General features: G+C 39.0%; 38 protein-coding genes and 1 pseudogene. 38 read left to right on the top strand and 1 reads right to left on the bottom strand.

Annotation, left to right across the window (positions count from 1 at the left end; translation table 11 throughout):
- Positions 1 to 313 precede the first annotated feature (313 nt).
- Both DWX91_RS18185 and DWX91_RS11560 read left to right on the top strand, forming a co-directional pair.
- Positions 314 to 436: a hypothetical protein gene (locus tag DWX91_RS18185; RefSeq protein ID WP_279220382.1), complete on the top strand. Its 123-nt coding sequence runs from the start codon at positions 314 to 316 to the stop codon at positions 434 to 436.
- Entirely contained in the window at positions 420 to 692 is a 273-nt protein-coding gene (locus DWX91_RS11560) for a hypothetical protein (protein ID WP_147353581.1), read from the top strand. The genes DWX91_RS18185 and DWX91_RS11560 overlap by 17 nt, the downstream gene beginning before the upstream one ends.
- 357 nt (positions 693 to 1049) lie before the next feature.
- Here DWX91_RS11560 and DWX91_RS11550 read toward each other — a convergent pair whose 3' ends face one another.
- Complete coding sequence (locus tag DWX91_RS11550; RefSeq protein WP_118482466.1) at positions 1050 to 1391, bottom strand: helix-turn-helix domain-containing protein; 342 nt, start codon at positions 1389 to 1391, stop codon at positions 1050 to 1052.
- A gap of 236 nt (positions 1392 to 1627) precedes the next feature.
- On the opposite strand from DWX91_RS11550, the gene DWX91_RS11545 reads away from it, so the two are divergent.
- From DWX91_RS11545 to DWX91_RS11375, 36 genes and pseudogenes are all read left to right on the top strand, one after another.
- Positions 1628 to 1816 (top strand): helix-turn-helix domain-containing protein, encoded by a 189-nt coding sequence (locus DWX91_RS11545; protein WP_118482467.1) that lies wholly within the window; start codon positions 1628 to 1630, stop codon positions 1814 to 1816.
- A gap of 20 nt (positions 1817 to 1836) precedes the next feature.
- The gene (locus DWX91_RS11540) at positions 1837 to 2583 is read left to right on the top strand and encodes a phage antirepressor KilAC domain-containing protein (protein WP_118538946.1); all 747 of its coding nucleotides are present in this window, start codon (positions 1837 to 1839) and stop codon (positions 2581 to 2583) included.
- Entirely contained in the window at positions 2580 to 2750 is a 171-nt protein-coding gene (locus tag DWX91_RS16670) for a hypothetical protein (protein ID WP_182435078.1), read from the top strand. Before DWX91_RS11540 ends, DWX91_RS16670 begins: the two co-directional genes overlap by 4 nt.
- A 23-nt stretch (positions 2751 to 2773) precedes the next feature.
- The gene (locus tag DWX91_RS11535) at positions 2774 to 3028 is read left to right on the top strand and encodes a hypothetical protein (protein WP_118538944.1); all 255 of its coding nucleotides are present in this window, start codon (positions 2774 to 2776) and stop codon (positions 3026 to 3028) included.
- A gap of 20 nt (positions 3029 to 3048) precedes the next feature.
- Positions 3049 to 3312, top strand: a complete 264-nt coding sequence (locus DWX91_RS11530; RefSeq protein ID WP_118538942.1) for an ORF6C domain-containing protein — start codon at positions 3049 to 3051, stop codon at positions 3310 to 3312.
- A 3-nt stretch (positions 3313 to 3315) separates the two neighbouring features.
- Complete coding sequence (locus tag DWX91_RS11525; protein ID WP_118538940.1) at positions 3316 to 4059, top strand: hypothetical protein; 744 nt, start codon at positions 3316 to 3318, stop codon at positions 4057 to 4059.
- Between the two features lie 18 nt (positions 4060 to 4077).
- Entirely contained in the window at positions 4078 to 4620 is a 543-nt protein-coding gene (locus DWX91_RS11520) for a single-stranded DNA-binding protein (protein ID WP_118538938.1), read from the top strand.
- A 144-nt stretch (positions 4621 to 4764) separates the two neighbouring features.
- A complete protein-coding gene (locus DWX91_RS11515; RefSeq protein WP_147354400.1) occupies positions 4765 to 6072 on the top strand; it encodes an AAA family ATPase in 1308 nt (435 codons plus the stop codon).
- Positions 6069 to 6728, top strand: a complete 660-nt coding sequence (locus tag DWX91_RS11510) for a hypothetical protein (protein ID WP_118538936.1) — start codon at positions 6069 to 6071, stop codon at positions 6726 to 6728. The genes DWX91_RS11515 and DWX91_RS11510 overlap by 4 nt, the downstream gene beginning before the upstream one ends.
- 575 nt (positions 6729 to 7303) lie before the next feature.
- On the top strand, positions 7304 to 7906 hold the full coding sequence (locus DWX91_RS11505; RefSeq protein ID WP_118538934.1) for a hypothetical protein: 603 nt from the start codon (positions 7304 to 7306) through the stop codon (positions 7904 to 7906).
- Positions 7907 to 8019: 113 nt separating this feature from the next.
- Complete coding sequence (locus tag DWX91_RS11500; protein ID WP_118538932.1) at positions 8020 to 8229, top strand: hypothetical protein; 210 nt, start codon at positions 8020 to 8022, stop codon at positions 8227 to 8229.
- 52 nt (positions 8230 to 8281) lie between these two features.
- On the top strand, positions 8282 to 9187 hold the full coding sequence (locus DWX91_RS11495; RefSeq protein WP_118538930.1) for a recombinase RecT: 906 nt from the start codon (positions 8282 to 8284) through the stop codon (positions 9185 to 9187).
- A 2-nt stretch (positions 9188 to 9189) separates the two neighbouring features.
- Complete coding sequence (locus tag DWX91_RS11490) at positions 9190 to 9588, top strand: YkgJ family cysteine cluster protein (RefSeq protein ID WP_118482535.1); 399 nt, start codon at positions 9190 to 9192, stop codon at positions 9586 to 9588.
- 3 nt (positions 9589 to 9591) lie between these two features.
- On the top strand, positions 9592 to 10143 hold the full coding sequence (locus DWX91_RS11485) for a LemA family protein (protein WP_118482536.1): 552 nt from the start codon (positions 9592 to 9594) through the stop codon (positions 10141 to 10143).
- Positions 10144 to 10146: 3 nt separating this feature from the next.
- Positions 10147 to 10854, top strand: a complete 708-nt coding sequence (locus DWX91_RS11480) for a hypothetical protein (RefSeq protein ID WP_118482537.1) — start codon at positions 10147 to 10149, stop codon at positions 10852 to 10854.
- 17 nt (positions 10855 to 10871) lie between these two features.
- On the top strand, positions 10872 to 11141 hold the full coding sequence (locus tag DWX91_RS11475; protein WP_118538928.1) for a hypothetical protein: 270 nt from the start codon (positions 10872 to 10874) through the stop codon (positions 11139 to 11141).
- A gap of 12 nt (positions 11142 to 11153) precedes the next feature.
- Positions 11154 to 11555, top strand: coding sequence for a hypothetical protein (locus tag DWX91_RS11470; protein WP_118538926.1), 402 nt, complete (start codon positions 11154 to 11156; stop codon positions 11553 to 11555).
- Between the two features lie 8 nt (positions 11556 to 11563).
- Positions 11564 to 11914: a hypothetical protein gene (locus DWX91_RS11465; protein ID WP_118538924.1), complete on the top strand. Its 351-nt coding sequence runs from the start codon at positions 11564 to 11566 to the stop codon at positions 11912 to 11914.
- Between the two features lie 118 nt (positions 11915 to 12032).
- Positions 12033 to 12440, top strand: coding sequence for a helix-turn-helix transcriptional regulator (locus DWX91_RS11460; RefSeq protein WP_147354399.1), 408 nt, complete (start codon positions 12033 to 12035; stop codon positions 12438 to 12440).
- Complete coding sequence (locus DWX91_RS11455; protein ID WP_118538920.1) at positions 12437 to 13162, top strand: MBL fold metallo-hydrolase; 726 nt, start codon at positions 12437 to 12439, stop codon at positions 13160 to 13162. The genes DWX91_RS11460 and DWX91_RS11455 overlap by 4 nt, the downstream gene beginning before the upstream one ends.
- Positions 13163 to 13236: 74 nt before the next feature.
- Positions 13237 to 13673, top strand: a pseudogene (locus tag DWX91_RS11450) (single-stranded DNA-binding protein).
- A 56-nt stretch (positions 13674 to 13729) separates the two neighbouring features.
- Positions 13730 to 15061: a DNA cytosine methyltransferase gene (gene dcm / locus DWX91_RS11445; RefSeq protein WP_118538918.1), complete on the top strand. Its 1332-nt coding sequence runs from the start codon at positions 13730 to 13732 to the stop codon at positions 15059 to 15061.
- Positions 15003 to 15407 carry a hypothetical protein gene (locus DWX91_RS16425; protein ID WP_147354398.1) on the top strand — a complete coding sequence of 135 codons (405 nt, stop codon included), beginning with the start codon at positions 15003 to 15005 and terminating at the stop codon, positions 15405 to 15407. Before dcm ends, DWX91_RS16425 begins: the two co-directional genes overlap by 59 nt.
- A gap of 19 nt (positions 15408 to 15426) precedes the next feature.
- Positions 15427 to 16026, top strand: a complete 600-nt coding sequence (locus tag DWX91_RS11435; RefSeq protein WP_118538914.1) for a GIY-YIG nuclease family protein — start codon at positions 15427 to 15429, stop codon at positions 16024 to 16026.
- A 200-nt stretch (positions 16027 to 16226) separates the two neighbouring features.
- Positions 16227 to 16784, top strand: coding sequence for a phosphoadenosine phosphosulfate reductase (locus tag DWX91_RS11430; protein WP_243099037.1), 558 nt, complete (start codon positions 16227 to 16229; stop codon positions 16782 to 16784).
- A 315-nt stretch (positions 16785 to 17099) separates the two neighbouring features.
- A complete protein-coding gene (locus tag DWX91_RS11425) occupies positions 17100 to 18467 on the top strand; it encodes a helicase-related protein (protein ID WP_118538912.1) in 1368 nt (455 codons plus the stop codon).
- Positions 18464 to 19390 carry a DNA-methyltransferase gene (locus DWX91_RS11420; RefSeq protein ID WP_118538910.1) on the top strand — a complete coding sequence of 309 codons (927 nt, stop codon included), beginning with the start codon at positions 18464 to 18466 and terminating at the stop codon, positions 19388 to 19390. The genes DWX91_RS11425 and DWX91_RS11420 overlap by 4 nt, the downstream gene beginning before the upstream one ends.
- Before the next feature lie 64 nt (positions 19391 to 19454).
- Positions 19455 to 19772, top strand: coding sequence for a zinc ribbon domain-containing protein (locus DWX91_RS11415; protein WP_182435077.1), 318 nt, complete (start codon positions 19455 to 19457; stop codon positions 19770 to 19772).
- A gap of 13 nt (positions 19773 to 19785) precedes the next feature.
- Positions 19786 to 20097, top strand: a complete 312-nt coding sequence (locus DWX91_RS11410) for a hypothetical protein (protein ID WP_118538906.1) — start codon at positions 19786 to 19788, stop codon at positions 20095 to 20097.
- Between the two features lie 44 nt (positions 20098 to 20141).
- Complete coding sequence (locus tag DWX91_RS11405) at positions 20142 to 20627, top strand: hypothetical protein (RefSeq protein WP_118538904.1); 486 nt, start codon at positions 20142 to 20144, stop codon at positions 20625 to 20627.
- A gap of 5 nt (positions 20628 to 20632) precedes the next feature.
- Positions 20633 to 20977: a hypothetical protein gene (locus tag DWX91_RS11400; protein WP_347559419.1), complete on the top strand. Its 345-nt coding sequence runs from the start codon at positions 20633 to 20635 to the stop codon at positions 20975 to 20977.
- Positions 20978 to 20988: 11 nt separating this feature from the next.
- Positions 20989 to 21819, top strand: coding sequence for a phage replisome organizer N-terminal domain-containing protein (locus DWX91_RS11395; protein ID WP_118538902.1), 831 nt, complete (start codon positions 20989 to 20991; stop codon positions 21817 to 21819).
- Positions 21819 to 23639, top strand: a complete 1821-nt coding sequence (locus DWX91_RS11390) for a DnaB-like helicase C-terminal domain-containing protein (protein WP_118538900.1) — start codon at positions 21819 to 21821, stop codon at positions 23637 to 23639. Before DWX91_RS11395 ends, DWX91_RS11390 begins: the two co-directional genes overlap by 1 nt.
- On the top strand, positions 23636 to 23920 hold the full coding sequence (locus tag DWX91_RS11385; protein ID WP_118538898.1) for a hypothetical protein: 285 nt from the start codon (positions 23636 to 23638) through the stop codon (positions 23918 to 23920). Before DWX91_RS11390 ends, DWX91_RS11385 begins: the two co-directional genes overlap by 4 nt.
- A 19-nt stretch (positions 23921 to 23939) precedes the next feature.
- Positions 23940 to 24395: a hypothetical protein gene (locus DWX91_RS11380; protein ID WP_118538896.1), complete on the top strand. Its 456-nt coding sequence runs from the start codon at positions 23940 to 23942 to the stop codon at positions 24393 to 24395.
- A gap of 330 nt (positions 24396 to 24725) precedes the next feature.
- On the top strand, positions 24726 to 24899 hold the full coding sequence (locus tag DWX91_RS11375) for a helix-turn-helix domain-containing protein (protein ID WP_118482555.1): 174 nt from the start codon (positions 24726 to 24728) through the stop codon (positions 24897 to 24899).
- Positions 24900 to 25357: the final 458 nt, after the last annotated feature.

The following is a 25357-nucleotide window of genomic DNA, read 5'->3' as shown; positions in this document are numbered from 1 at the left end:
ACTGTTGAACTACAATTTACAAATTGATAATAACCAGAATGAGTTAATTGAGATGGAGATGATAATGTATCTATATCATAATTTTGGATATACCCTATTTCGCTATTTCGTTAAGATCAAGTGACTTCCCACATCCAACAGTTTCGGTGTAAAATATTCATAAAAGTTCAGTTTCCAAGAATAAACCCGCTTTCGATGCATATACTAGGAATAAGACCTAACTTGACAGTAACGGTCAGATGATGTAGAATATCAGCATCGAACAAGTGTTCTTAAAACAAGAACAGGCAGCCTAGTACGGGGAGGGTTGAACATGGAAAATTACAGGGAACAGATCGCGCAGCTTCTTCAGCGCATTGATGAAGAGAAAAAGCTAAGATACATTTACATTATTGTTAACGATATTGTGGGAGGAGAGGATGAAGATGACCAATAGGGTGATAGAAGCCAGTGGCGAAGAGCTTCGAATGGCTGAGGATAGTTTTGTTACTGAGAAGTGTTTTGGGAAACACGCAGCATACACAATGGAGATGCATCAACAAGTGCAAGCAAAAATGGAAGACCCATTAAACAGAACGGGACTTCCATCTGCGGCGCTTATGTATTTGATTATTGACCTGATAGGTCAGCAGGCAAACATGATCCAAGCATTACAAGAATCTATTGTTCGGATGGAAGAACAAATCCGATAGGTTTTTTGGGTTGATCATCGCTCTTATCCAATGATGTGAGCAAAAAATTCAACTGATTTATATGTTGTATAAGAGTAGACATTTTGCCATCAACGTAGCCTTTAAAAATCATGAGTACGGATTTTTCATAACTGATTTCAGTAACTTACATAGTAACAGTTTGACCAAAATTAGTAAGAAGAAGTCCTACTTCGTGTTCCGAATCAAGTTTTGATTCGAATTCTTTTATATGCCGAGTAAGAATTTCGAATTGAGTGTCTGAATATGAATACGCTAACGGCAACGGTTCTATATTAGGCAACTTGATTTGACTAATATCAATTTTGGAAAAATCATCAAAATACCCCATAATACACCTCATTCGCTAAATAAGTTAATCAATTCAACAACGTGCTTCTTTTTGGCATCGGACAGCTCGAAGTATTTCTTCAATGCATCGGACAGTCCGGTGTCTTTTCTTATTTTCTCTGCCAAATGCGCTGCCTCGTCTGAAAAATCTTCTGGATTCTCCTCACCAGTCATTAGATAGTCTACGGATACATTGAAAAAATTTGCGATTTTTCGCAGGTTTTCTGCGTTTGGAGTACTTTTATCGAGTTTGCTTGCGTATCCCTTTGCAAAACCGCATTCGCTTTCCATTGCATTTAATGAGGTTTTCTGTTCTTTACATAGCAATTTAATTCTTTCTCTTAATGTCATTTTTGAACTCCTTTCATCTCTGAAAAAAACGCAAAAATAATACTTGACATTCTGAAAATATCGCTTATAATGTAACTATCGGTTCTGAAAATATCGCAATTTAATAAGGACATAAAGAATGCCTGGATTATTTTTATCTTCTAGTGTGGTAGCTTGATTATAGAATATATTCAGAATAATGTCAATAAAAGTTGTGATATTTTCAGAGATATCAAACAACGAAAGGGGGTATTGAATTGATTTACGATAAAGTTAAAGCGATTGCAAGAGAAAAAAATGTTCCAATTAGAAAAATCGAGATGGACTGTGGTTTTTCCCAAGGAAGCGTTTGTAAATGGAATGACATTTCTCCATCTGCCGAAAAGGTTAAAAAAGTGGCTGATTACTTGGATACAACAGTTGATGAAATTCTTAAAGATGATTAAGCGGAAAGGTGGCAATATTGGTGGCTCAGTTAATGACCATAAATTATGAAAATGAACAACCAACCATATCGGCAAGAGAACTACATGAAGGACTAGAAGTTAAAAGCAATTTCACAACTTGGTTTGCTCGTATGTGCGAATATGGTTTTGAAGATTCGGATTACAAAAAGTGCTTTCCAAATTTGGAAAGCGGTTGTAATGGCGGTCAGAACATGGTTGATTACCAGATTTCTGTTGATATGGCAAAGCAGATTTGCATGATCCAGAGATCTGAAAAAGGCAGATTGTACCGTCAGTATTTCATCGATCTTGAAAAGGCGTGGAACACACCGGAACAGATTTTTGCAAGAGCCTTGAAGATGGCAGATCGGGAGATAGAAAAGCTGAAATCTAGTAATGCAATCTTACTTGAAGATAACGAGCGAATGAAGCCAAAGGAAATCTTCGCAGATGCAGTTTCGACAAGCCATACATCTATTCTTGTTGGAGACCTGGCAAAGCTGATCAAACAGAACGGTGTGAAAATCGGGCAGAAACGCTTGTTTGAGTGGATGAGAGAGAATGGATATCTCATAAAAAGAAAAGGCGCAGACTGGAATATGCCAACGCAAAAAGCGATGGAAATGGGGCTTTTTGAAATTAAGGAAAGTACCCATATCAATGGAAACGGTTGCAATATCATAACCAGAACTCCAAAAGTGACCGGTAAAGCACAAGTTTATTTTGTAAACAAATTTCTCAACAAGAAAGGAAGCGAGACATTATGACCATGCAGGAAAATATCAAAAAACTTGCCGACTACATCATGGCAGACATCGAGGCTGTAAGAGCTGAAAACAAGAGTCCAGATGATAGACTTGTAATTGAAATCGTGGCACTCAATACATTGTGTGGTGCAGAGAGGACTTTAAAAGACAAGTGCCAGTCTCAATAACTGACACTTGTAGGAGAGAAAAAATGAAAAGTGAAATGAAAGCGGAACAGTTCTGCGGAGTGAATCTTTTTACATATGAAGATTATGAGCAGATAGTTGATGACGGTATCTATTTCCGTAATGTCCAGTTTTGTCTGGATTCCATGAAAAAGTACGATGGCATGGATGTTTACAGAAAAATAGATGGTACGTTCGAGATTTATGGGGATAACGGCAAGACGGACGTTTGGGCTGGTTATGTGATTGATATTGATGAAATCGCAGAAAAAATCAGTTAATTTAGGAGGTAAAGAAGAGAATGTCTTTGATTAGGGAAGAGGTAGAAGAGATTTACAGCCACATCAAAAGAAAAACATTCAAAATATTCGGAGAAATTCGAACGGCTGCATATGTGAAGTTCTGCTGGGATGTCCAGTTTGATATTGATTCCCAGATCAAACGCGAATATGGCGTTTCGTCGTTTTGGGAATTTGAAACAGAGGATCTGGCAGATGTACATGATTTCATTGATTGCTACACACTTACCAGATACTTGGATGAAAAAATCAGAAAGGGGAAATAAAAATTGGGAGAAAAAGGATACAAGGCATTTGATCCAGGATTAATTTGCCGTGGAAAACAGTACACCGAAAACACAACCTTTGAAGAGTCTGGAAATGTCGCAGCGTGCAAAGAGGGAATGATGCATTATTGCCAGAATCCATTTGATTGCCTGAATCCATTTGATTGCCTGAATCATTATGATTTGGTAAATTCAGACGGGAAATTTCCTGATTTTGCCGAGGTCGAGGCTCTGGGAGACATAAAAAGAGACGGAACCAAATCAGCGACAAATAAAATTCACATTGGGGCGAAATTGGGGCTTAAAGGTTTTATCAAGGCTGCTGTTGATTTCACGATTGAAAAAACATCGTTTGAGAAATTAGAACTTAATACAAAGACTCTTGAAGATCTCCCAGAAACAGACTCTGGAGATTCCGCCCAGATTGGAAGTTCTGGATATTCCGCCCAGATTGGAAGTTCTGGAAATTACGCCCAGATTGGAAGTTCTGGAGATTCCGCCCAGATTGGAAGTTCTGGAGATTCCGCCCAGATTGAATCAACTGGCAAAAACGCTGTTGTAATGGCAGCTGGATACAAGTCTATTGCAAAGGCAAAAATCGGAAGTTGGATTACTTTAGCAGAATGGGGTCAAGAAGATGGGGAATGGATTCCTAAGTGCGTAAAAACGGAACATGTTGACGGAACGAGGATCAAAGAAGATGTATTTTATCGCCTTGTTGACGGAAATTTTTGTGAAGTTAAATAAAAATTGGTGGAGTGAAAAATGGAAGAATTAAAAAGCAAAGTGACTCTTTCTGGCATTCTTTCAGGGGTTTCTACTCCCATCAATTATATCCCTAGTATGTACGAATCTACGATAGCGGTAAAACGTAAAAATGGCGAATTTGATTTTATTCAAGTGGTCATTCCTAACGGCTTGCTTGATGGGATTGATCGTTCCATAAAATGGGTTCAAGTTTCTGGTTTGCTGAGAAGTAGACAGGTTATTGAATATGGTCGTACACGATTGAGAATTTACGTTTACGTCAGTGAAATCAAGAATATTGAAGAATCAGCAGTGGGCGAAAATCAAATTACCATTTTGGGAAGCATAAAAGGGATGCCAATGATTAAGGATTTGCTTCCCTCAAATATGGTTGTTAATTTATCCGTCAGTATCGATCGTCATGGCAATGAGAAAATAATAGATTGCATCCCATGTGTTCTTTGGTCGAATGTGGCGAAATCAGCGGCTTTCTTGCGCGATGGAGATATTGTTACAATTTGTGGAAGAATGCAGAGCCGGAGTTTTTTTGACAAAAAATAAGGTTGTGGAGGATAGTAAACGAAATAGCAGTCAATCATTTTACTGTTATCAAAAGGAAAGCGAGGGTAAGAAAGAAGAATGAGCAGGGTATCAATTAAAAGAATCGAACTGACCGATTTCAAGGGGCAGCATGAAAAAGAAATCTTGTTAAATGGAACCAATGCTATTGTAGCAGGTAAGAATGGAAGTGGGAAAACAACATTGGCCGATAGTTGGTATTGGACGATGGCTGACAAGGACTACTTATTAAAGAATAATCCAGATATTCGACCAGATGATGGAAGAGATTGTGTTCCTCGGGTAGACATGGAACTGGAAATCGATGGAAAACCGCTCAATATTGCTAAATATCAGAAAAAGAGCGTTAGCAAGCCAAAAGCGGATGGAACGGTTCGGGTTACATTGTCCAACAAATATGAAATCAATGGTGTGGCAAAAACAGAGAAAGCCTTTCGAGAGGATATGGCAATCAAAGGGATTGATTTTGACAATTTTATTGTATTATCCCACATTGATGCTTTTACGAATCAGAAATTAGCAGATATGAGAAGTGTTGTTTTTTCTATGGCAAGTACGCATCCTGATTTAGAGATTGCACAGGAATGTGCGGACTGTGAAGAAGTGGCTAAATTGCTGAATGATTATCGACTGGATGAGATCGAGGCGATGAATAAAGCCAAGAAGAAAAATGCTGACGAGCGGATTGATTCGATTCCAAACCAGATTAAAGGCTTGGAAATGGCAAAGGTTGATATTGATGTGGCAGAACTGGAATTGCAGAAAAATGCTATTAAAGAGCGGATGAATCAGATTCAGAAACAGTTGGATTCTATTTCTGATGACAGCCAGGTGGATGCTCTCCGCTTAAAAATGAATGAAATCAAAGCATTGATGATTGAAGAAGAGGAAAAAGCCCAGAAAAAAGTCGATGAAGAGTATCGGCGAAGAAAGGAAGAATTTAATCGCACAACATCAGAAAAGGAAGAATTGGAAAGAAGGATTTCTAATGTCCAAATGGATTTAAGACATGCCGAGAGCGGAATCACCAGAAATGCCCTGGAATTGCAGAATGCGAGAGGAAGATACAAGACTCTTCGAGACTCTACATATGATGATTCTGAAATTCAGAAGATTGAAGCAGAGTCATTTGGTGATGAACTTTCCATTTGCCCGACTTGTGGACAAAAAATGCTAGACGAGCAGATAGAACAGGCTAAAGAACAGTTTGAATCTTCCAAGAAAAAGCGGCTTGATATGGCTCGAAAAGCAAAAGAAGATTGGGAACTGCGAAAGAAGGTACAGTTAAATTCAATCGCAGCAGAGGGAAACGCAGCAAAAACGGATTTAGAAGAGTCTCAGAAAGCCAAAGAAGAATCAGAAAGTTCCGTCTCAGTATTGGAAGATGAACTGGCTAAGATTGCCGCAGAAAACAAAGTGCAGAGGATGCCATGAAAAATTTCCAGAAAACTGCATCAATGGACGAAAATAAAATGTATCAAGAATACAGCAAACAGCTCGAGTCTTTAAAAGAGGAAATTCAGGTTCTTCCAAATCTGGCGGATAAAAAAGCCGAATACAATCATCTGTTAAACGAAAAACAGGCTGAATTAATCGCTGTAGAACAGGAAATTTCAAAATCATGGAACAATGAATCGATTAACGATCAGGTTTCTCAGATGAAACAGGCGTTGCGTGACAGCGCACAAAAGAGTGCCGACGCAGATAAGATTCTTTTCCAGATTAAAAGAATTCGCATGAAGAAAAATGAAATGCTGGATGCAGAAGTGAATTCTCATTTCTCTGGTGTAAAGGTACAGCTTTTCACATATCAGAAGAATGGTGATGCTGTAGATGCCTGCGATTGGTTCGTTTTTGATGAATCAAACCAGAAATGGACGAAACTGATTGGATGTGCGAATACCGCATTGGCAATCAAAGGAAAAATCGCAATTATTAATGGATTGCAGAATTATTTTGGAATGCATTTACCAGTATTTGTTGATTACGCAGCAGAGTTGGATGATTCCAATATGAAAAGCATCAATGCCGATTGCCAGATCATCTTTTTAAAAGTAACAAATCAGGACTTGTCTGTATCAGCAGTATAAAAGGCACATTTACTTTGCTCTGTTAGGTAGTGGAGAGGTGTAGAACAGTCCGGTTCTGCGAAGCAGGGAGAAGCTGCGTTTTGAACAGAATAGTTGTGGAAAAGAACGGTGAAGTAGGGATGAGTCTCGTTTAGTTTTGCATCGGAATTGTATGGATGGATTGGCGAAGTGATGATTAGAAAAGGAACAGTAAAGTTTGGATCTGTGGAGGAATAGTGTGGTGTGGATTTGAACCGTTAAGAAAAAGAGAAGTTTTGACGAGTAATGCAGAGGAATAGTATCGCCTAGATTTGTAGTGAAATTCTATGGAAAAGATTTGCTTGGACACGGAAAGGTATCGCAACGCATTGGATTGGGTTAGTGAAGAAATGAACTGGAATGGCATAGCACGGAAATGTGACGCACCGAAATGGTACTGAATTGTAATGCCGTGAAAAGGAATGAAAACGCAATGGTTATGAACAGTTATGCTTAGTTTGGTAGTGAAATGGAAAAGCTTGACGATGTATTGAAAAGGAATCGCGTAGAGAAGTAGTGTTTTGCTAAAAAATAAAAATTGAAAGGAAATCAGAAAAATGAAAGAAATGAAAGTTAGATTAACATTCACAGAGGAAGTGTTAGGAACAGCAAGCAATGATAAGGAGATTCATGCAGAGTTCATTGCTTCTAAAGCGCCGGACGCACTGTCCAGAGAGGAGGAAATTGCAGCGATTGGTGTAGATGAGGCGATTGCAAAAGGAAAGACCGTATTCCCAAAGGATGAAAACGGGCATCCATTTCTGTTCGATTATCAGATTAAGGGATTCTTCAAAAATGCGGCAAAAGCATTTGGCTATGTTGGTGGCAGCAGTAAATTACCTGCATACAAAACAAAAATTGATAATCTGGTGTTTATCCGGGAGAGACGCATCCCATTTATTATTCCTGATGGAGAAGAAATTGGAGATTGCCAGCGCCCACTTAGAGCACAGACAGCACAGGGAGAACGGATTTCATTAGCAAACAGTGAAACTGTTCCGGCAGGTACGCAGGTGGAATTTACCATTATGGTTATGGTGGATTCGCTTATGAAAAATGTCATTGAATGGCTGGATTACGGGCAGCTGAATGGAATAGGTCAGTGGCATAATTCCGGGAAAGGAAGATTTACTTGGACTGATATTTCTGCAACGGAATAGAGTAGAGAAGTAAAGCGATGTAACGGAAGAGTACCGATTCGAAATGAAAAGGAACTGTTTTGTTAGGAGATGATCGGTTCAGTCAACCAAAAAATTATATGAGGAGGATAAAAATGATTAAGTCAGAGGTAAATGAGGGAAAATACAGAGTTGAAATTTCAGGCAAGGGAGGCGATATTTTTACAGAGTTTTCTGGCATTATTCGGCAGATGTTTGAAACATTTCCAGAATTAATGGTTAGACATGCCATAATCTTTAGCGAGATTCAGGCTGATAAAAGTAAGGCAGAAAAACATACGTCTCCGGATTTGAAAAATATGTAGAAAGCATTGAGTAAACTTGCGGAAGTGTTAAAAAAAATGGAGGAAGTATAAGATGACAGCAGCAAAACAGGAAGTTCAGAAACAGCAGACAGCAACTGATTTGGTGGTAAACAATTCATTTATTAACGGTTTAACTCATCAGCTGGAAGAAAAGTGTAAATACGGAATGTCATTTCCGGCAGATTACAATCTAGCCAATGCATTGACAGGCGCATATCTGGTGTTAAAAGAAACCAAGGATAGAAACAATAAGCCAATCCTTGAAAGTTGTTCACAGGCAAGTATCGCCAACAGCTTAATGGATATGGCAACATTAGGGCTTTCTGTCCAGAAAAAGCAGGGGTATTTCATTGCTTACGGAGGTCAGTGTCAGTTCCAGCGTTCATACTTCGGAAATATTACCATTGCCAGACGCTACGGATTGAAAGAAATTCGTGCAGAAGTTATCTACGAGGGAGATGAGTTTTCTTATCATATCGAAGACGGAAAAAAGGTTTTCGATTCTCATAAGCAGGATTTTATGAACATTGATACAGACAAAATTAAAGGTGCATATGCGATTTCCATCACTAAGTCTGGAGAGCATTATTTGGAAGTAATGAACATGAACCAGATTAAGAAAGCCTGGGCACAGGGGTTCGGATACAAAGAGGGCGGAAACGGCACGCATGCCAAATTTACCGATCAGATGGTAAAGAAAACTGTTATTAATCGTGCATTGAAAATGTTCATGAATACGTATGGAGATGGGTACATGCAGGAGGCAAGCGACAGAAGCGAAACTGTATCATCCGATGATATGACAGCAAAGGATATGGCATACGATATCGAAACGAAAGCCAACAAAGAGGAGTTCATGGAAGATGTGCCAGATACGGTAGAAGCTGAAACAATTGAACCGGAAGTTGTAAACGCGGAAAGCATTCCAAAAGAAGTGCCGGAGTTTATGGAGGACTAAAAATGCCGAAATGCTCAACTTTAGAAGAAGCGATACGTGATATGGAATCAGGAATTTTTGATTTCACGAAAGACGGAGGGTGCAGCAATTGTGGTAATTGTTGTTCAGATTTATTTCCAATATCTAATAAGGAAATCAAAGAAATCAAAAGATACATTCACAAGCACAAGATTAAAGAGTCAAAGCATTTCTTGCCAACGTCAGAGCGGATCGGGTGGGATTTAACCTGCCCATTCCGCGACAATGACAAGCAGAAGTGCACGATATACGAAGTCAGACCAGAAATCTGCCGGAGCTTCAAATGTGATTATCCGGCAAAAGGAATCCAAATGAACAGAGATAGACTGGAAGGTAAGTATAATGTAGTGTCTGTCAGAAAAATGTTTTTCGGGGAGGAATAATTCATGAATAAGAATAATGGTTGGAAAGTTGGTTTAATCGTTGCCGGAATCATCATTGCGATTGTTTTGTGCGGTGTTGTCTGGGTACAGTCGGCACAAAATAGAGCAATCGGTCTGGAAGAATCGGTTTATACGGCTGAATCTGATATTAAGGTTCAGGAAAAGGCGCGCGTAGATAAGGTATACAATTTGGCAGATTGCGTTAAGCAGTATGATAAGCACGAATCCAATACATTATCTCAGCTTGCGGAGAGTATGTCTAAAGGAAACCAAATCGAGGATGTCAATACAGCGCTGGCAGCAGTTACATATGCATATCCAGAACTGAAATCCAATGAGAATTATAAACAGCTAATGCAGGAACTGACAGTTATCGAAAATCAGCTGTCGCAGTACCGGGAAAATTATAATAACGGTATCAAAAAATATAACAGCTATGTAAAAAGATTCCCGACCAGAATTTTCTTATCATGGACAGGATATGAAGTGCATAATTTTGAACGCCTTGATTACCAGGCCCCCGTTTCTGCACCAACAAAATTGTTTGAGGATTAGTCTATGGAAATAAAGAAACGAGAAATCCTAGTAAGTTTAATTATTGCTTTCATAATGCTCATTGTTGGGATTTTTATTTCTGGGAAGATCAACGACGTGGGAGATTCCAAGCAAGAGACTTATCAGAAAGCCATTCAGATAGAAGAACCGGAGCTGTTCCGATATTGCATGAGTGTAAATTCTGGAAATGGTCTGATATATGGAGAACTAAAAGCAATTGATACCGTGAGCGATCCAAACATCGATGGAGAATGGATGGACTTGTATATCAAAACCCAGAAATATACGATGCATACTAGGACGGTTTCAAGCGGTAAATCTTCCCATACAGAAACATATTGGACTTGGGACACAATCGACTCAGAGTCCAAACACTGTGAAACGATCAGCTTCTGCGGCTCAGAATTTCAACGTTCAAAAATAGATACACCAGAAAGCCATTACATTGACACAGTAGACACAGGCTACCATTTAAGGGAAGAATTCTTTGGAGTGGATTCAGTCCATACGGGTACGATTTTTACCAATATGTCAGACGGTACAATATCGGAACATTCGATTTTTTATAAAAACGAAAGTCCGAAAGAAGTGGTTAAATCTATAGAAGATGGCGGATTTTGGTGGATAGTAATGTTTTGGATTTTCTGGATAATACTTACAGGCTTTGCAATTTATGGATTCTGTTACCTACAGAATAATTGGTTGGATTAAGAAAGAGGAGGCTAAACATGTTAGGAGAAGCAATTGACAAACTGGCAGAATATGGGGATGAAACATACTGGAGGCATTATGTGAAAAGTAGCGCATCAGATTTGGTGCATCTATTGAGCAAAACAAAAGAGGAAAAGAAATCAGGTAAAATTTTAGAAAGTGCTGACAGAGAAAATTTTGTTGGGTTGTTAGCAGATTTAATCATCAGTGCGGATGCGTTGTCTGTTTCATGCGGGTTGGACGATTCAGTTTCGAAAGAAATTAAAATTCGTCTGAAAAACATTTAGGAGGGAAAAACGATGATCGAAAAGATTGGCACCCCGGCCATGCTGGAGCAGATGGCAGAAGAAGCAGCGGAGCTGGCACAGGCGGCGCTTAAGCTGGCGCGGGTGTTAAGAGCGGAAAATCCGACGCCTGTGACACTAGAAGAGGCAAAAATGAATCTGACGGCGGAATTTACAGATGTGCAGCACTGCGCCGGAGAATTAAAACTGGAAACTGACTGGCGGCAGATTGACGCGAAAAACCGACGTTTTAAACAGCGCATGGATGAGATGGTGCTGTTTAAGGAGAGAGCCCGGATCCGCGAAGAAATCCTCGAGGAAGTGAAAGAGATGGGCGGTTGCGATGCATCGGATGAGTTCTCGAAAGGCTTTGATGCTGCGTGTGATGTGATCGCGGAAAAAGTTGCAGGAAGGTAGGTCATAGAATGAAAAAAATCGAAGATATATTAAACAGCGAGCGGATTTGGGGGCACACCATCGTATTTCCGGTTCATAGCGCATGGATCAAACTTCCTGATTGTGGGACGTGCAGTGTGATATGGAGTGAAAACGAGGACGGAATGGAGCATGTATCCGTGTCTCCGAAGAAAAAGTTCAGAGTTCCCACTTGGGACGATATGTGCGTGCTGAAAGACGTCTTTTTCGAAGATGAGGAAGAAGCCTATCAGAGCCATCCGAAAAAGAGTGAATATGTCAATGCTGTGGAGAACTGCCTGCATCTTTGGAAGCCGAAGGGGCATGAAATCAATGAGTTAATAAGCAAGGGGGAAGTATGAGCGAAAAATGCAATAGAGCGTGCTGGAACTGCTGGTATGATGAGTTTTGCGACTGGCATTCGGCGGGCGACGAGGATGCGGGCGGGCAGTTAAGGTTCGCGTAGGAAAATAGAGGGAGGTGACAAGACTAAAAATGCTAATAAACCGAAAATGCATCGACTGTGAAGAACCAACTAAATTTGTGGTGGGGTTCTATGATGGTCCGAAATGGAATCATGGTTGTCTGTTTGATTGTAAAAACTCGAGCTGTTCGCTCAATCAGATTTTCCGCTTAGCAGAATCTGAGAATATCCAGAAAAGTATGAAGATACAGGGAATCAATGGTAAGCATGGAATGTATGCAGAGAAAATAGCAGCATTGCGGAGAAATTCAAAAATTACAATGATGAAAATGTCGCAGATTGCTAGATGTAGTCCAGCAGAATACAGCGCATACGAGCATGAGCGGAAACCGTTTGATCCAGAAGTGTATAAAAAATGTAAAGCGTATCTGTCGAACATACTTGAAAGAGGAGATGGCGGATGAAAACATATCTAAAAGTAATCAGCACCGGTAGCCAAAACGGAAATTGCTATGCAGTATTTTCAGAGAACGAGATTCTTTTATTGGATTTTGGATGTCGTTACCAGAAAATTTTGGAAAGTATTGATTTTCGTATTTCTGATGTAGTGGGTGGCTTATTGACTCACATTCACGGAGATCATGCCAAATCCTATAAGGAAATCAATCGTTCCGGTATTCCGATATACAGCAACAAGGAGACGGCCGAACAGCTGGGGAATACAAGGATTGCGCTTGAAAAAGAGAAGTTATCGCTTGGTAAGTTTTCAGTGATTCCGTTTTATGTTCCACATGATAATACACCCAATTATGCTTACATGATAACACTTCCAAATGGAGAAAAACTGCTATATGCAACAGACTTTGGGTATTTGCCATATACGTTCAAAAAAACCAAAATCAATCATTTTTTAATTGAGTGTAATCATCTGGACATGGCACCAGATAAAACATCTGGCAAGTATAAGCATAGTATTAAAGGGCATTCTTCGTTATCAACAGTAAAGAAGATCATGCAGATTAACAAATCACCTAATCTGTCAAATGTGATTTTATGTCACTTATCAGAAAGCTGGGGAAATCCAGAAATAATGCAACATGAGATTGAAGCTGTTGTTGGAGATGAAGTGTCTGTGAAAATTGCGCATTCTGGTTTGATTTGCGAATTGTCAGAAATTCCGTTTTAAGACAGAAACATCTTGACAACCACAAATTAACACATGAGGATAAGATACATTTAAGAAAGAGAGGTAACAGAACATTGAACAAAGTAATACTGATGGGAAGATTAACAAGAGATCCGGAAGTCAGATACACTCAGGGAGAAAAGCCAATGGCAATTGCCAGTTTTTCATTGGCGATAGATCGTGCCAACAAGAATAAAGATGGCAATGAACAGACGGCTGATTTTATCAACTGCGTTGCTTTTGGAAAAAACGGAGAATTCGCAGAAAAGTATCTCCATAAAGGAACCAAAGTTATTGTCGAGGACATATTCAGACTGGTAGCTATACCAATCGTGATGGAAAGAAAGTTTATACCACAGAGGTCTATATTGAGCGTATAGAGTTTGCAGAAAGCAAATTGTCGTCAGAGAACAACGTTCAGAACGAGCAGAGTGCACCTACGGCAACGCCAAATGATGGGTTCATGAACATTCCAGATAACGTGGAAGATGCAGGATTGCCGTTCAACTAAATCGATCAGCAAATTTTCCAGACTCATTTCGGTGGGTCTGGAAGAAAGAGGAATATATGGATTTTTTAGACTTTTTTGCCGGTATTGGAGGATTCCGAAGAGGGATGGAGTTAGCCGGTCATAAATGCGTCGGATTTTGCGAATTTGATAAATTTGCTACAGCTAGTTACACTTCTATGCATTTATTGACAGAAGAACAGAGAAAATATTTAAGCACTCTTCCATTAAATAAACGGCAAAAAGAGATTCTTAAAGAGGAGTATCGAAATGGAGAATGGTATGCAAATGACATTCGCAGAGTGTATGCCGGAGACATTCCAAAAGCAAATTGCTGGTGCTTTGGATTCCCATGTAATGACATATCAGTTGCAGGAAAACAACTCGGATTTCGAGGAAACCGTTCAAGCCTGTTTTTCAGAGTTATGCACCTTATCAGACAGCTCGAAGAAGAAAATAAACCCACTTACCTTTTCATTGAAAACGTTAAAAATCTGCTTAGTGTTAATGGTGGATGGGATTTCGCCAGACTGCTCATTGAAATGGATGAGGGGGGGTATGATGTTGAATGGCAGGTGCTTAACTCCAAAGATTTCGGAGTGCCACAGAACCGGGAAAGATGTTTCATTATCGGACATCTTAGAGGAAGAAGTAGCGCAGAAGTATTTCCTATCGAAGGAGCAGGTGGAGAAAATCGCATTTCAATAATCGGTCATAAAGATGGATACAGAAGAAATACACAAGTATTTTCATTTGATGGAATCGTAGAGACACTTGATACAGGGCAAGGAGGCGGTCGTGGACATCACGTTGCTTTACCGTGTTTCATAGATTTGTGCTACCAGGGCTCTCAAACGACTGATATTGCCCGGTGCTTGACAGCAAGATATTACAAAGGAATGGCGAATCATGCTGGGCAAGACAGTGGAATTGCGATTCCAGTATTAACACCAGATCGAGCAGAAAAACGTCAAAATGGACGTCGGTTCAAAGAGAATGGAGAACCAATGTTTACTTTAACAGCGCAGGATCGGCATGGTGTAGGAATTGGCATTGGAAATCCGATAGAGAAAGATTCTGATGGAATTTTCATCAAAATATCCGAAGAATTGACAGTTTATGCAGTATGGTATGAGAAATACCAATGCTATATTGCCATTCGAAAATTGACGCCAAAAGAATGCTTTAGACTTCAAGGATGGACGGATGATTATTTCGAAAAAGCACAATTTGTGAATTCTGATAGTCAGCTTTATAAGCAGGCTGGAAATGGTGTGACCGTTTCTGTTATCCAAGCGATCGCAGAAAAATTGAAAGAAGGGGATGGTAAAGTTGATAAACAGAGAGAAATACAGAGAACAGATCATAAACACTTCTTTACACCAATTTGATTTTGGAATAAACAACGAAACTGGTCGTTTGTTTGATTGCAGCGAAACGCAGGACTGTGAACATTGTCAATTTAATGCTGCTGATTATTGTTCAGAGTCGAGAAAAGTATGGTTGGGATTGGAATCAGATTCTGATACATCAGATATGGATTGGAATTCAATTCCAATAGATACATTAATTCACATCACAAACAAAGATGGCTTTACAATAGCAAGACATTTTGCGGGTCTGATCGGTGGAAAAGTAACATATTTTGCCGATAGAAGAAATTCGTCCGATTTCAAGGCAATCTATCCAGTGGAAGAGTCTGAAACAGTCAAACTGGAACCAGATAAAGGGATGTAAAGAAAAGGTAATTTAAGTGATGAATAAACCAAATTATAAGCAGATTTACGCCATGAAGGGTAAGCGCGAAAAGCAGATAAAGGTTATCTGCCCCGGCATTCCATACAAAAGTGGAATCTATGTTTTTTATCGCATAGATGAAGCAGGAATCCGGAGAGCCTATTGCGGGCAGGCGGTTTCATTATGCGAACGTTGCGCTTCACATCTTGCGGAGTATGATCATATCGCATTGAGCTTGAAGAAACATGGCTTTCGCAGCACAGAGAATCCGTATGGATGGGCATTGAAATTCAAGGTTTATCCTAAAAACAAACTTGACGAAGAAGAAGTGTCAACTATTAAAGCACTTGCTGATGCAGGCTATCAGATGTACAACGTCACAGCCGGATCTCAAGGAGTTGGAAAGCAGGTAGTAGGGCAGTACAAGTCGCCCAAGAACTATCATCAAGGCATCCAGCAGGGGAAGAAATCTCTTGCCAAGGAACTTTCTGGAATCGCAGAAAAACATCTTGTTATCGGCTTGAAACCAGAAAAGCAGGGGAACAAGGTTTCAGAACGGCAGCTTGAAAAATTTATGAATTTGATTAATGAAGACAATTATTTGACAGGAAAGGAATAACGAATGCCCGGTAAACCGGGTTGGTGCGTAGTGAACGGCGGTGACGTACCGAAAAATTTCAACACCGTGGCCATAAGGCTTTCGCCGGAAACGGCGTAGGTCGTATAAGGGCAAACGAATGGTGATCCACGATACAGCATTTGTAGCGTGGTGTTATGACAAAAAAAGTGTGTTAGATATCGGCAGGAGTAAGCAGCTTTATGGCGGGATACCTTGCAGGAGATATAGATGAGTGGATTTACATTGACATTCAGGACCAGCACCCAGATAGTTTAAGATTCATTAAAGATTGTGAATCAGCCATTGGGAAACCAATTCAAGTGTTGCGTTCCAATGAATACACTTGCGTGGATGATTGTGTGAGAGCATTTGGAGGATTCAGAAATCCAGGAAATGGATTTGCACCGTGTACCAATTGGCTGAAGAAGCGTGTCAGAAAGGAGTGGGAAAATAGAAACAAGGATTATGAACTGATTTATGTATGGGGGTTTGATTTTAAAGAAAAATCAAGAGCGGAACGCACGGTTGAATCGAATCCGCAGGCTAGACATGAATTTCCGCTTATAGATAGGAATCTGTCAAAAGAAGAAGTTCATGGACTATTCGAGAGAACATTCCCATTCAAACGCCCTTTTATGTATGAATTGGGATATCCGAACAACAACTGCCTCGGCTGCACGAAAGGAGGCATGGGATATTGGAATAAGATCAGAAAAGATTTTCCAGATGTTTTCAAAAGTAGATCCGAATTAGAATGATTGGTCGGACATTCTATTTTGAAAGACAGTAAGGGATCTCCTATTTACTTGGATGAACTGGATCCAAACAGAGGAAACATGAATACAGAAGTTTTCCCAGAATGTGGGATTATGTGCTATTTGAACTCATAAAACACTTGACAGCCACAAATTTACACATGAAGATATAAATACTTCAAACAATCTCAGCTATGAGTAATAGCGATTTTTTATTCAGACGTTCGGCAGTTCTGTCGAAAAATTCCAAAATTCAATACTTTAGAAAGGAACCGAACCTCCGGCCGGGGTAACGATATATCGGGTTCCTTGAAACGAATGAATTACAAAGAATTTTTACAAAATAAACGATTTGTATTGGAAAGCAGCGGTTTTGATATTGCTAAGGATCAACTTAATTCAATGTTATATGACTTTCAGAAAGATATTGTCAGGTGGGCGCTAAAAAAAGGCAAAGCGTGCATTTTTGCTGACTGCGGATTAGGTAAAACTCCAATGCAGTTATCATGGGCGCACCAAGTTCATAAACATACTGGTGGAAAAATTCTAATTTTAGCCCCATTGGCAGTAGCAAGTCAAACCAGAAGAGAGGCTGAGAAGTTTGGGTATTCAGCCAAGGTTGTAGATCAACAATCTGATTGTATTGATGGAATCAATATCACTAATTACGAAAAATTGGATAGATTCGTAGCAAACGAATTTGTTGGAATCGTTTTAGATGAAAGTAGTATTTTGAAATCATACAGCGGAAAGGTTAGAACAGCAATCATTCAGAACTTTCATGATATTCCATATAAATTAGCGTGTACAGCGACACCGGCTCCAAATGATTATATGGAATTAGGAAATCATTCAGAGTTTTGTGGAGTAATGACACGACCAGAAATGTTATCCATGTTTTTCGTGCATGATGGAGGTGAAACATCAAAATGGAGATTGAAAGGTCATGCAGAAGATGTTTTCTGGCAGTGGCTTGCAACATTCTGTGTTTTTGTTGATAACCCTAGAAATATTGGATATGAAGTCAACGGGTATAATCTTCCGAAACTTAATATCCAAGAAATTATTGTCGATGGAGACGAACCTACACACGAATCACTTTCTTTGACAGAAAGACGACAGGCTAGAAAAGATAGTTTGGAATGGAGATGTAAACAGGCTGCATCTCTTGTCAACGATTCGGATGAGCAATGGCTTGTCTGGTGTGATTTAAACGATGAAAGCCATAAACTGCACGAATTAATTAATGAGAGTGTAGAAGTTCAAGGAAGTGATAAAGACGAACACAAATCTAATTCGATGCTGAATTTTAGTAACGGTGATATCAAGTGCTTAGTTACTAAACCTAAAATTGCAGGATTTGGAATGAACTGGCAGAATTGTCACAATATGATTTTTACTGGCTTGTCAGATAGTTATGAGCAGTATTATCAGGCAGTTCGCAGATGTTGGAGATTTGGTCAGGATAAGGAAGTGAATGTTTATATCATCATTTCCAAAAAAGAAGGATGTGTAAAAGAGAACATCGAAAGGAAACAGAATGATTTCCTTAAAATGCAGCGTGAAATGACATCTCTTACAAAAGAAATAACAAAAAAAGAGTTAAAGAGCACTTGTAGAATCAGCACACCATATGAACCAGAAATCACAATGGAGTTACCAAAATGGGAGGAATTCAACAAATGAATATTTTAGATCAGGTAGTAAAAAATAGATATGCAATTTATAACGGAGATTCTTGTGAGATTACAAAAGGAATTCCAGACAACAGTATTCACTATACAATTTTCAGCCCACCGTTTTCTAGTCTGTATACCTATTCAAATAGTGACAGGGATATGGGAAACAGCAAAGGAGATGATGAGTTTTGTAAGCATTTTTCTTTCCTTGCCAAAGAACTTTACCGTATCACAATGCCGGGCAGATTATTAAGTTTTCACTGTATGGATCTTCCACTCATGAAAGAAAGAGATGGTGTAATTGGCCTTAAAGATTTTCCTTCTATTTTAAGACAGATCTTTGAAGATTGCGGTTTTATTTATCATTCCAAGGTAACCATTTGGAAGAACCCTGTTACAGAAATGCAGAGAACCAAAGCCTTGGGATTGTTGCACAAGCAGATTCGAAAAGATAGTGCCATGAATAGACAGGGGATTCCAGATTATATTGTCACAATGAGAAAGCCAGGAGACAATCCGGAAAGAATATCGCACACTCATGAAACGTTTCCTGTAGATGTTTGGCAGAACTATGCTAGTCCTGTTTGGATGGATATTCGTCAGTCAGATACATTGCAGAAGAAATCAGCTAGGGACAACAAAGATGAACGTCACATTTGCCCACTTCAATTAGAAGTGATTCAGCGGTGCATTGAATTATGGACTAATTCAAACGACATTGTATTCGACCCATTTGGAGGTATTGGAAGCACACCTTATGTAGCGTTGTCATTAGGACGCAGAGCTGTTTCTAGCGAATTGAAAGAATCTTATTTCAAACAAATGAAAGGAAATGTAGAAGAAGCCTTGCATCATGGGATTATGGACTGTCCAGTAGGACAGATGAGCATAGAAGATTTTTTAACGGAATCCCCTGCGGACATCAGATGACAATTTTTGATTTTTTGGAATAGAGCCAATGAATGTGTCTGTCAATTATAAGGAAGTAACGGGTATGCCAAGACGTGAATATTATAAAAAGTGCAAGGAAAATGCCATCTGCCCAAGATGTGGCAAACCATCAGATAATGGAAAAGTTTATTGCAAAACATGCAGATCGGCAATGAAAGCCAAAAGAGAACACGATAAAAAGACAATCTCTCGTTCGGAAAGACCCAATTATGGAATTTGTTATATTTGTGGGAAAGAGCAGGTGATAAAAAACAAGAAAGTTTGTCCAAAATGCTATAAACAGAGAATTTTGTCTATTAACCAGTGTATTAAATCAAGAGACGAAAGCTACAAGGCTTATTGGAAACAAAGTATGAATTAGGAGGTATGGAGTAGTGAGCAGTATGAACGAATTCTGTATTGAATGGACGAAAGATAGAGATTATGCGACAGTAACAGCGCCATCTGGAACAGCATTAAAAAGCAAACTGATCGCATTGGCAGAAAAACGCCCAGAAGAAGTGAAACGGGTGTTTGAAAATGTGGATGGTTCAGTTTTGTATCATGTGCCGGTTAAATATATCAAGGTCAGTCCTCCAAAAAAGGTTTCAGAAGAACAGAAGAATCAGGCAGCTGAAAGATTTAAAAAAATGTGGGAAGAACGTAGAATTGTCGATGACCCAGAAGATGATGGCGGAGAACTGTAACAAGTTCTCCCTATTAAAAGATAAACAGGAAAGGAAAAACCACTATGCCTACAATTGAAGTAGATATAAGAAAACATATTCTAGAAACGCTGAAAACCGAAGAGCCGTTATGCATCACGGAAATATCTTCCAGACTGAATTTACCAAGAGAAAAGACAGCTCCAGTTGTTAATAGAATGGAGATTGCTGGAATCCTGGTAAGAGCCAATAAGCCGCACCAGAAAGAACTGTATTATTATCGGGCAGAGCCAGATAAAACAGTAGAAGAAGCGCTTGCTAAATCCGCTTCAATTCCAATTTATAAAAGTGAACTTGTACAAGCTGCAAAGAAATGCAAGATTGGCAGTAATATTCGTGTATTCAACAATAAAATCTGGAATCGAAACGATGATTCTTGGGGGAAAGTTGAAATGGCAACTGTTATTGCAAAGTATCCATTCCTTGTCAGATTGAATAATGGATGTTGCGTATCTTATGCACAATTAGCATTGTACTATCGTTCCCCAGGGCGTAGAAGATGTATCATGTAGGAGTAATGATGGGAAGAAAATATACAGTATTTGCAGTGGATTTTGATGGGACTCTTTGTGAGAGTGCCTTTCCTGGAATTGGAGTCCCGAATATGTCTTTGATTCGTTATCTGATAGCGAAAAGGGCATCTGGAGACAAAGTGATTCTTTGGACGTGTCGCTGTAATGATAGGCTTAAAGAAGCGGTCGATTTTTGCAAAAAGTACGGATTAGAATTTGATGCAGTAAACGAAAATCTAGCAGATCTTGTCAATTTCTGGGGTAACGATCCCAGGAAGATATCCGCAGACGTTTACATTGATGATAAAGCGGTAAACAAACCAAAATGGAGAGTTCCTTATAAAGAGTAGGAGGGGTTGAAATGTCTGGAGTAAAATGGATTAGGATTAAAACAAACATATCGTTAGATGCTAAATTTAAGCAAATCGATACAATGCCGGATGCGGATTCAATAGAGTGTATGTGGTTTAAACTTATTCGTTTTTCTGGACGGCTGATTAATGATGGAATTTTCCTTATCAATGATAAAATGGCATATTCTGAACAGATGTTATCTAAGGAGTTCAATCGCCCGATAGAATTAATTAGAAAAGCCATGAATACTTTTTATAAACTGAGAATGATTGACATTGAATATGAAGAAAGCGACATGGAAAAACAAATGGTAGCTTCGAAAACTTCTGACAAAGTCAAACCAGAAAAAGAAAGCACACATTTTGTTAAACTGCGCACAAATGAACAGAATTTCAAAGCAATTATTGCGGGGAATGAATCTTTTTCTGCCATTTCCAGAAATTCTGATTTCTACAATAGCGTATTGATGTGGATGCAGCACAAAGATGGGAAACTGCCAAAAGCGCAGAATCACTATAATTCAGAGCTATCTATGACTCGTCTGTTAAATCAGATGATTCGATATGCTGATAAATTTGGAATTACGGCAGTACGCTTGGCAATTGATTCTGCAATATCATCCAATTACATGGGGATTGTTTGGAATCGAATGGATGAATTCAAAAAGGATGCGGATTTAGCGTCTGATGATTCATCAAATGATAGATTTTCCGTACTTTCAGCAGACTTCCGTGCAGAACTTGAAAAATCAGGTGTAATTGTTAATCAAGCAATCAATTACGCTAAATTAACGACAGAACAGGCAGATAAAATAAGGGCAGCAGGAGTGACGATATAATGCAGTATAAATTCAATCAACAGGATGCATGGGATTTTGCCAGAACCATTGGGGAACAGCCAAAGATGAAAGGAGATGAGTTGCATTTCCGCATCTGTCCATACTGTAAAGGTGGAGATAGCAGAGACAGCAATACATTCTCTATCAACATGAAAACAGGTCAATTTAAGTGCTTGCGTGAATCATGCAGTGCAACAGGTAATATGGTAACACTTGCAAAAGATTTTAATTTCAAACTGAGCGGAGATTTCGGAGAATATATCCATCCGACAAAGCAGTTCAGAAAATTGAAAACACCAGATGCACCGATTGTTCCGAAAGATCCGGCAATAGCTTATTTGGAATCGAGAGGGATTTCTTCTGAAACAGCCAAGCAGTATGAGATAACTGTCCAGAATGGTCACGAAAACGTCTTGGTATTTCCGTTCTATGACGAAAAAGGTAAAATGCAGTTCGTCAAATATCGGAAAACTGATTTTGATAAAGAAAAAGATAAAGCTAAAGAATGGTGTGAGTCCAACTGTAAACCGATTTTATTTGGCATGAAACAGTGTGTAGACTTCCATCAGTTAGTTATTACAGAGGGGCAACTAGATTCGTTATCTGTAGCAGAGGCAGGAATCAAAAATGCTGTTTCTGTTCCAACCGGGGCAAAAGGATTTACATGGGTTCCATATTGCTGGGATTGGGTAAGAAAATTTGAAGAGATTGTTGTGTTTGGAGACTACGAAAAAGAACACGTGACCCTTTTAGAAGAGATTAAATCCAGGTTTCCAAACAAAATTAGGGTAGTACAGCCAGATGATTATCAGAATTGTAAAGATGCAAATGAATTACTTCAAAAGCACGGAAAAGATGCTGTTAAATTGGCAGTAGAACACGCAGAGCTGCTTCCGGTAAAACGAATTAAACAGTTTGCGGACATCAAAAAGACTGATTTCAAAGATCTTCCAAAAATGAAAACCGGATTCAGAGAATTGGACCAGATTCTTGCGGGTGGCATTTTCTTTGGGGGAATCTTCCTAATAGCCGGTAAGCGAGGAGACGGTAAAAGTACATTTGCCAACCAGATCGCATTGAATGCAATCGATCAAGGATATCCAACACTTATCTATTCCGGAGAAATGACAGAAAATCAGTGTAAAAACTGGATGGATTTGCAGGCTGCCGGTCCAAATAATATAGCAGAAAATTACAATCCAGATAACACAAAATATCAATTTGTTACTACCCCAATTCAAAATCGGCTTAATGATTGGTACTGGAATAAAATGTACCTTTATGACAATTCCATCATTGACGATGATGAACAGGAAGATTTAATCAAAACAATCACAGATGCCATCATGCAGTATGGAATTAAAGTAGTATTGATCGATAACCTCATGACTGCCTTGGACTTGGACGTAGAAGAAGAATCAAATAAATTTGAAAAGCAATCAAAATTCGTCAACAAATTGAGAAAATTGGCATATAAATTCAATATTATCATCATGCTAGTAGCACATCGACGGAAAAGCAATATGACCACCGACGTAAATGATGAGGTCTCCGGTTCTGGAGATATTACCAACATGGCGACCGTAGTAGTTAGCTATGATAGAGATGACAATTTAGGCGATGATCAGAGACGATTGGTATTATCAAAAAGCCGATTGATCGGAAAATTGTACTATAAAGGATATATCTTACAGTACGATGAGAAATCAAAGCGTATTTTTTCCAGTGCTAATGAATTACACCGTAAATTCGGATGGGAAAAATCGCTGGATGCCGAAAACGATGGATTTATTGATGCAGGGGAGATTGTGTTTGTATGACAAAGGAAATGAAAAATGAGGATGTAATGTCCTTGATGAACGATGTGCACAACGTCTTTTTCTTGAAATATCGAAATTTAACGCCAGAGGATATGTCAGACGGGAAATGGGATGAAATTGTAAATGACGTGGGAGCTCTCACTGAAAAATATAAAGAATTTACACACCGTACCTATAAAGATGGTCAAATGCAAGAAGTTTTGACAGCAGTTCCGATGATCATGTGGTTTTTAGAGATTTTGGAACGTAGATTGAACAGTTCGGAAAAGTCGAACAGTTAAACAACGAGGAGGTATAAGTATGACACGCGCAGAAAGAAGAAGAGCGGAAAGAGAAAATAATGCAGCTCAGACCCGCTATGAATATACCAACGAGCAGATTGAACAGATTAAAAATCAGGCAGTAGCCGAAGCCGCGGAAAGAATCAAGGCAAAAACCAGAGCGGAAATTGACAAACATATCGATGAAGAATGGAGAAAGAGAGAAGAATTTTTCTCTGGAACTGATGAGACTGAACGAATGCAGAAAGCACTCTGTTTACTGATGTCGGTACCGGTCAAGGTTTTGTGTGAAGACTTTGGATGGAAAAGCCCTCGATGGGAAAATGATATGCATAACAAACTGTGGCGTTTTGTAGATGCAGTTATAAAGGAAGTAAACAGAGTCAGCGACGATCAAGCCATTGACATCAGACGATATGGAGAAGAAGTTACACAAAAGTTCGGAATCGAATTCGTAATGCAGGATTTAAAATAAGAAGGGAGAACGTTTTATGAATAACTTAATGATTTTTGAATGACACGATGTAGAGGTATTTGAACTGAATGGACAGATATTATTTAATCCGTACCATGTAGGTGCTTGCCTGGAGTTGGGTGACAGTTCAGTGAAGATGGCTGTTGCAAAAATGAATGAGAAATAGGTTGTTAAGCTGACGAATTCTAAAGTCAATAAAGTTGACTTTAGAAAATTGCATAACACAGGCGAGAATTCCATGTCTTTGCACAATCAGAAAGAAGTGTAGCCAATGTATTATTCAGAAACATTCATGGAATTATACAATAAATGATTAAGGGGGTAACGGAAATGACGATTCCAACCATGATTACAATAAAAGAAGCTGCCGAAAAAACTGGCATTTCATACAGTAGAATTCGAACATTGTGTTTAGAAGGTAAAATCGTGCATATTAAAGCCGGAAGAAGATTTCTGATTAATTTAGAAAAGCTGATTGAATATTTGAACACAGGTGAACAGTGATTTTTTGACTTTTACATTTTTATTGTTGGTCGCTTCTGTCGACCATTTGTCGACCAAAGAGAGAAAACAATAGATAAAAGTAGATAAAAACAGAGAAAATAGAAAGTCGAGAAAGCCTTATAAATCAAGGCTTTCTCTGATTTAGAAAAATGTGGAGAAAAAGAAATTCCTCTTTCGTAATGCGTAGGTCGCCGGTTCAAGTCCGGCAGGGAGCTGATGAGTGGAACCCCTCTTGATTATCAAGAGGGGTTTCTTGCATAATAAGAAATACCTTGGAATTTGCCGATGCTTCACATTTTAAATTGGCAAAATCTGCAATCAGAACTGTGTCGTACGGAAATTTCAGTTCAGAAAATTCCTATCTGTGAACAGTAACGGTACAGCCTTTATTCTATATAACCACTTGCACGATCTCCGCAAATGATATAAAATAATAACATACAAAAGACAAGGCGGCA

The organism is Clostridium sp. AF22-10 (assembly GCF_003478725.1).
Lineage (GTDB): Bacteria > Bacillota > Clostridia > Lachnospirales > Lachnospiraceae > Otoolea > Otoolea fessa.
Note: the sequence above shows the minus strand (reverse complement) of the source record. Positions and strands in the feature narration are given on the sequence as shown.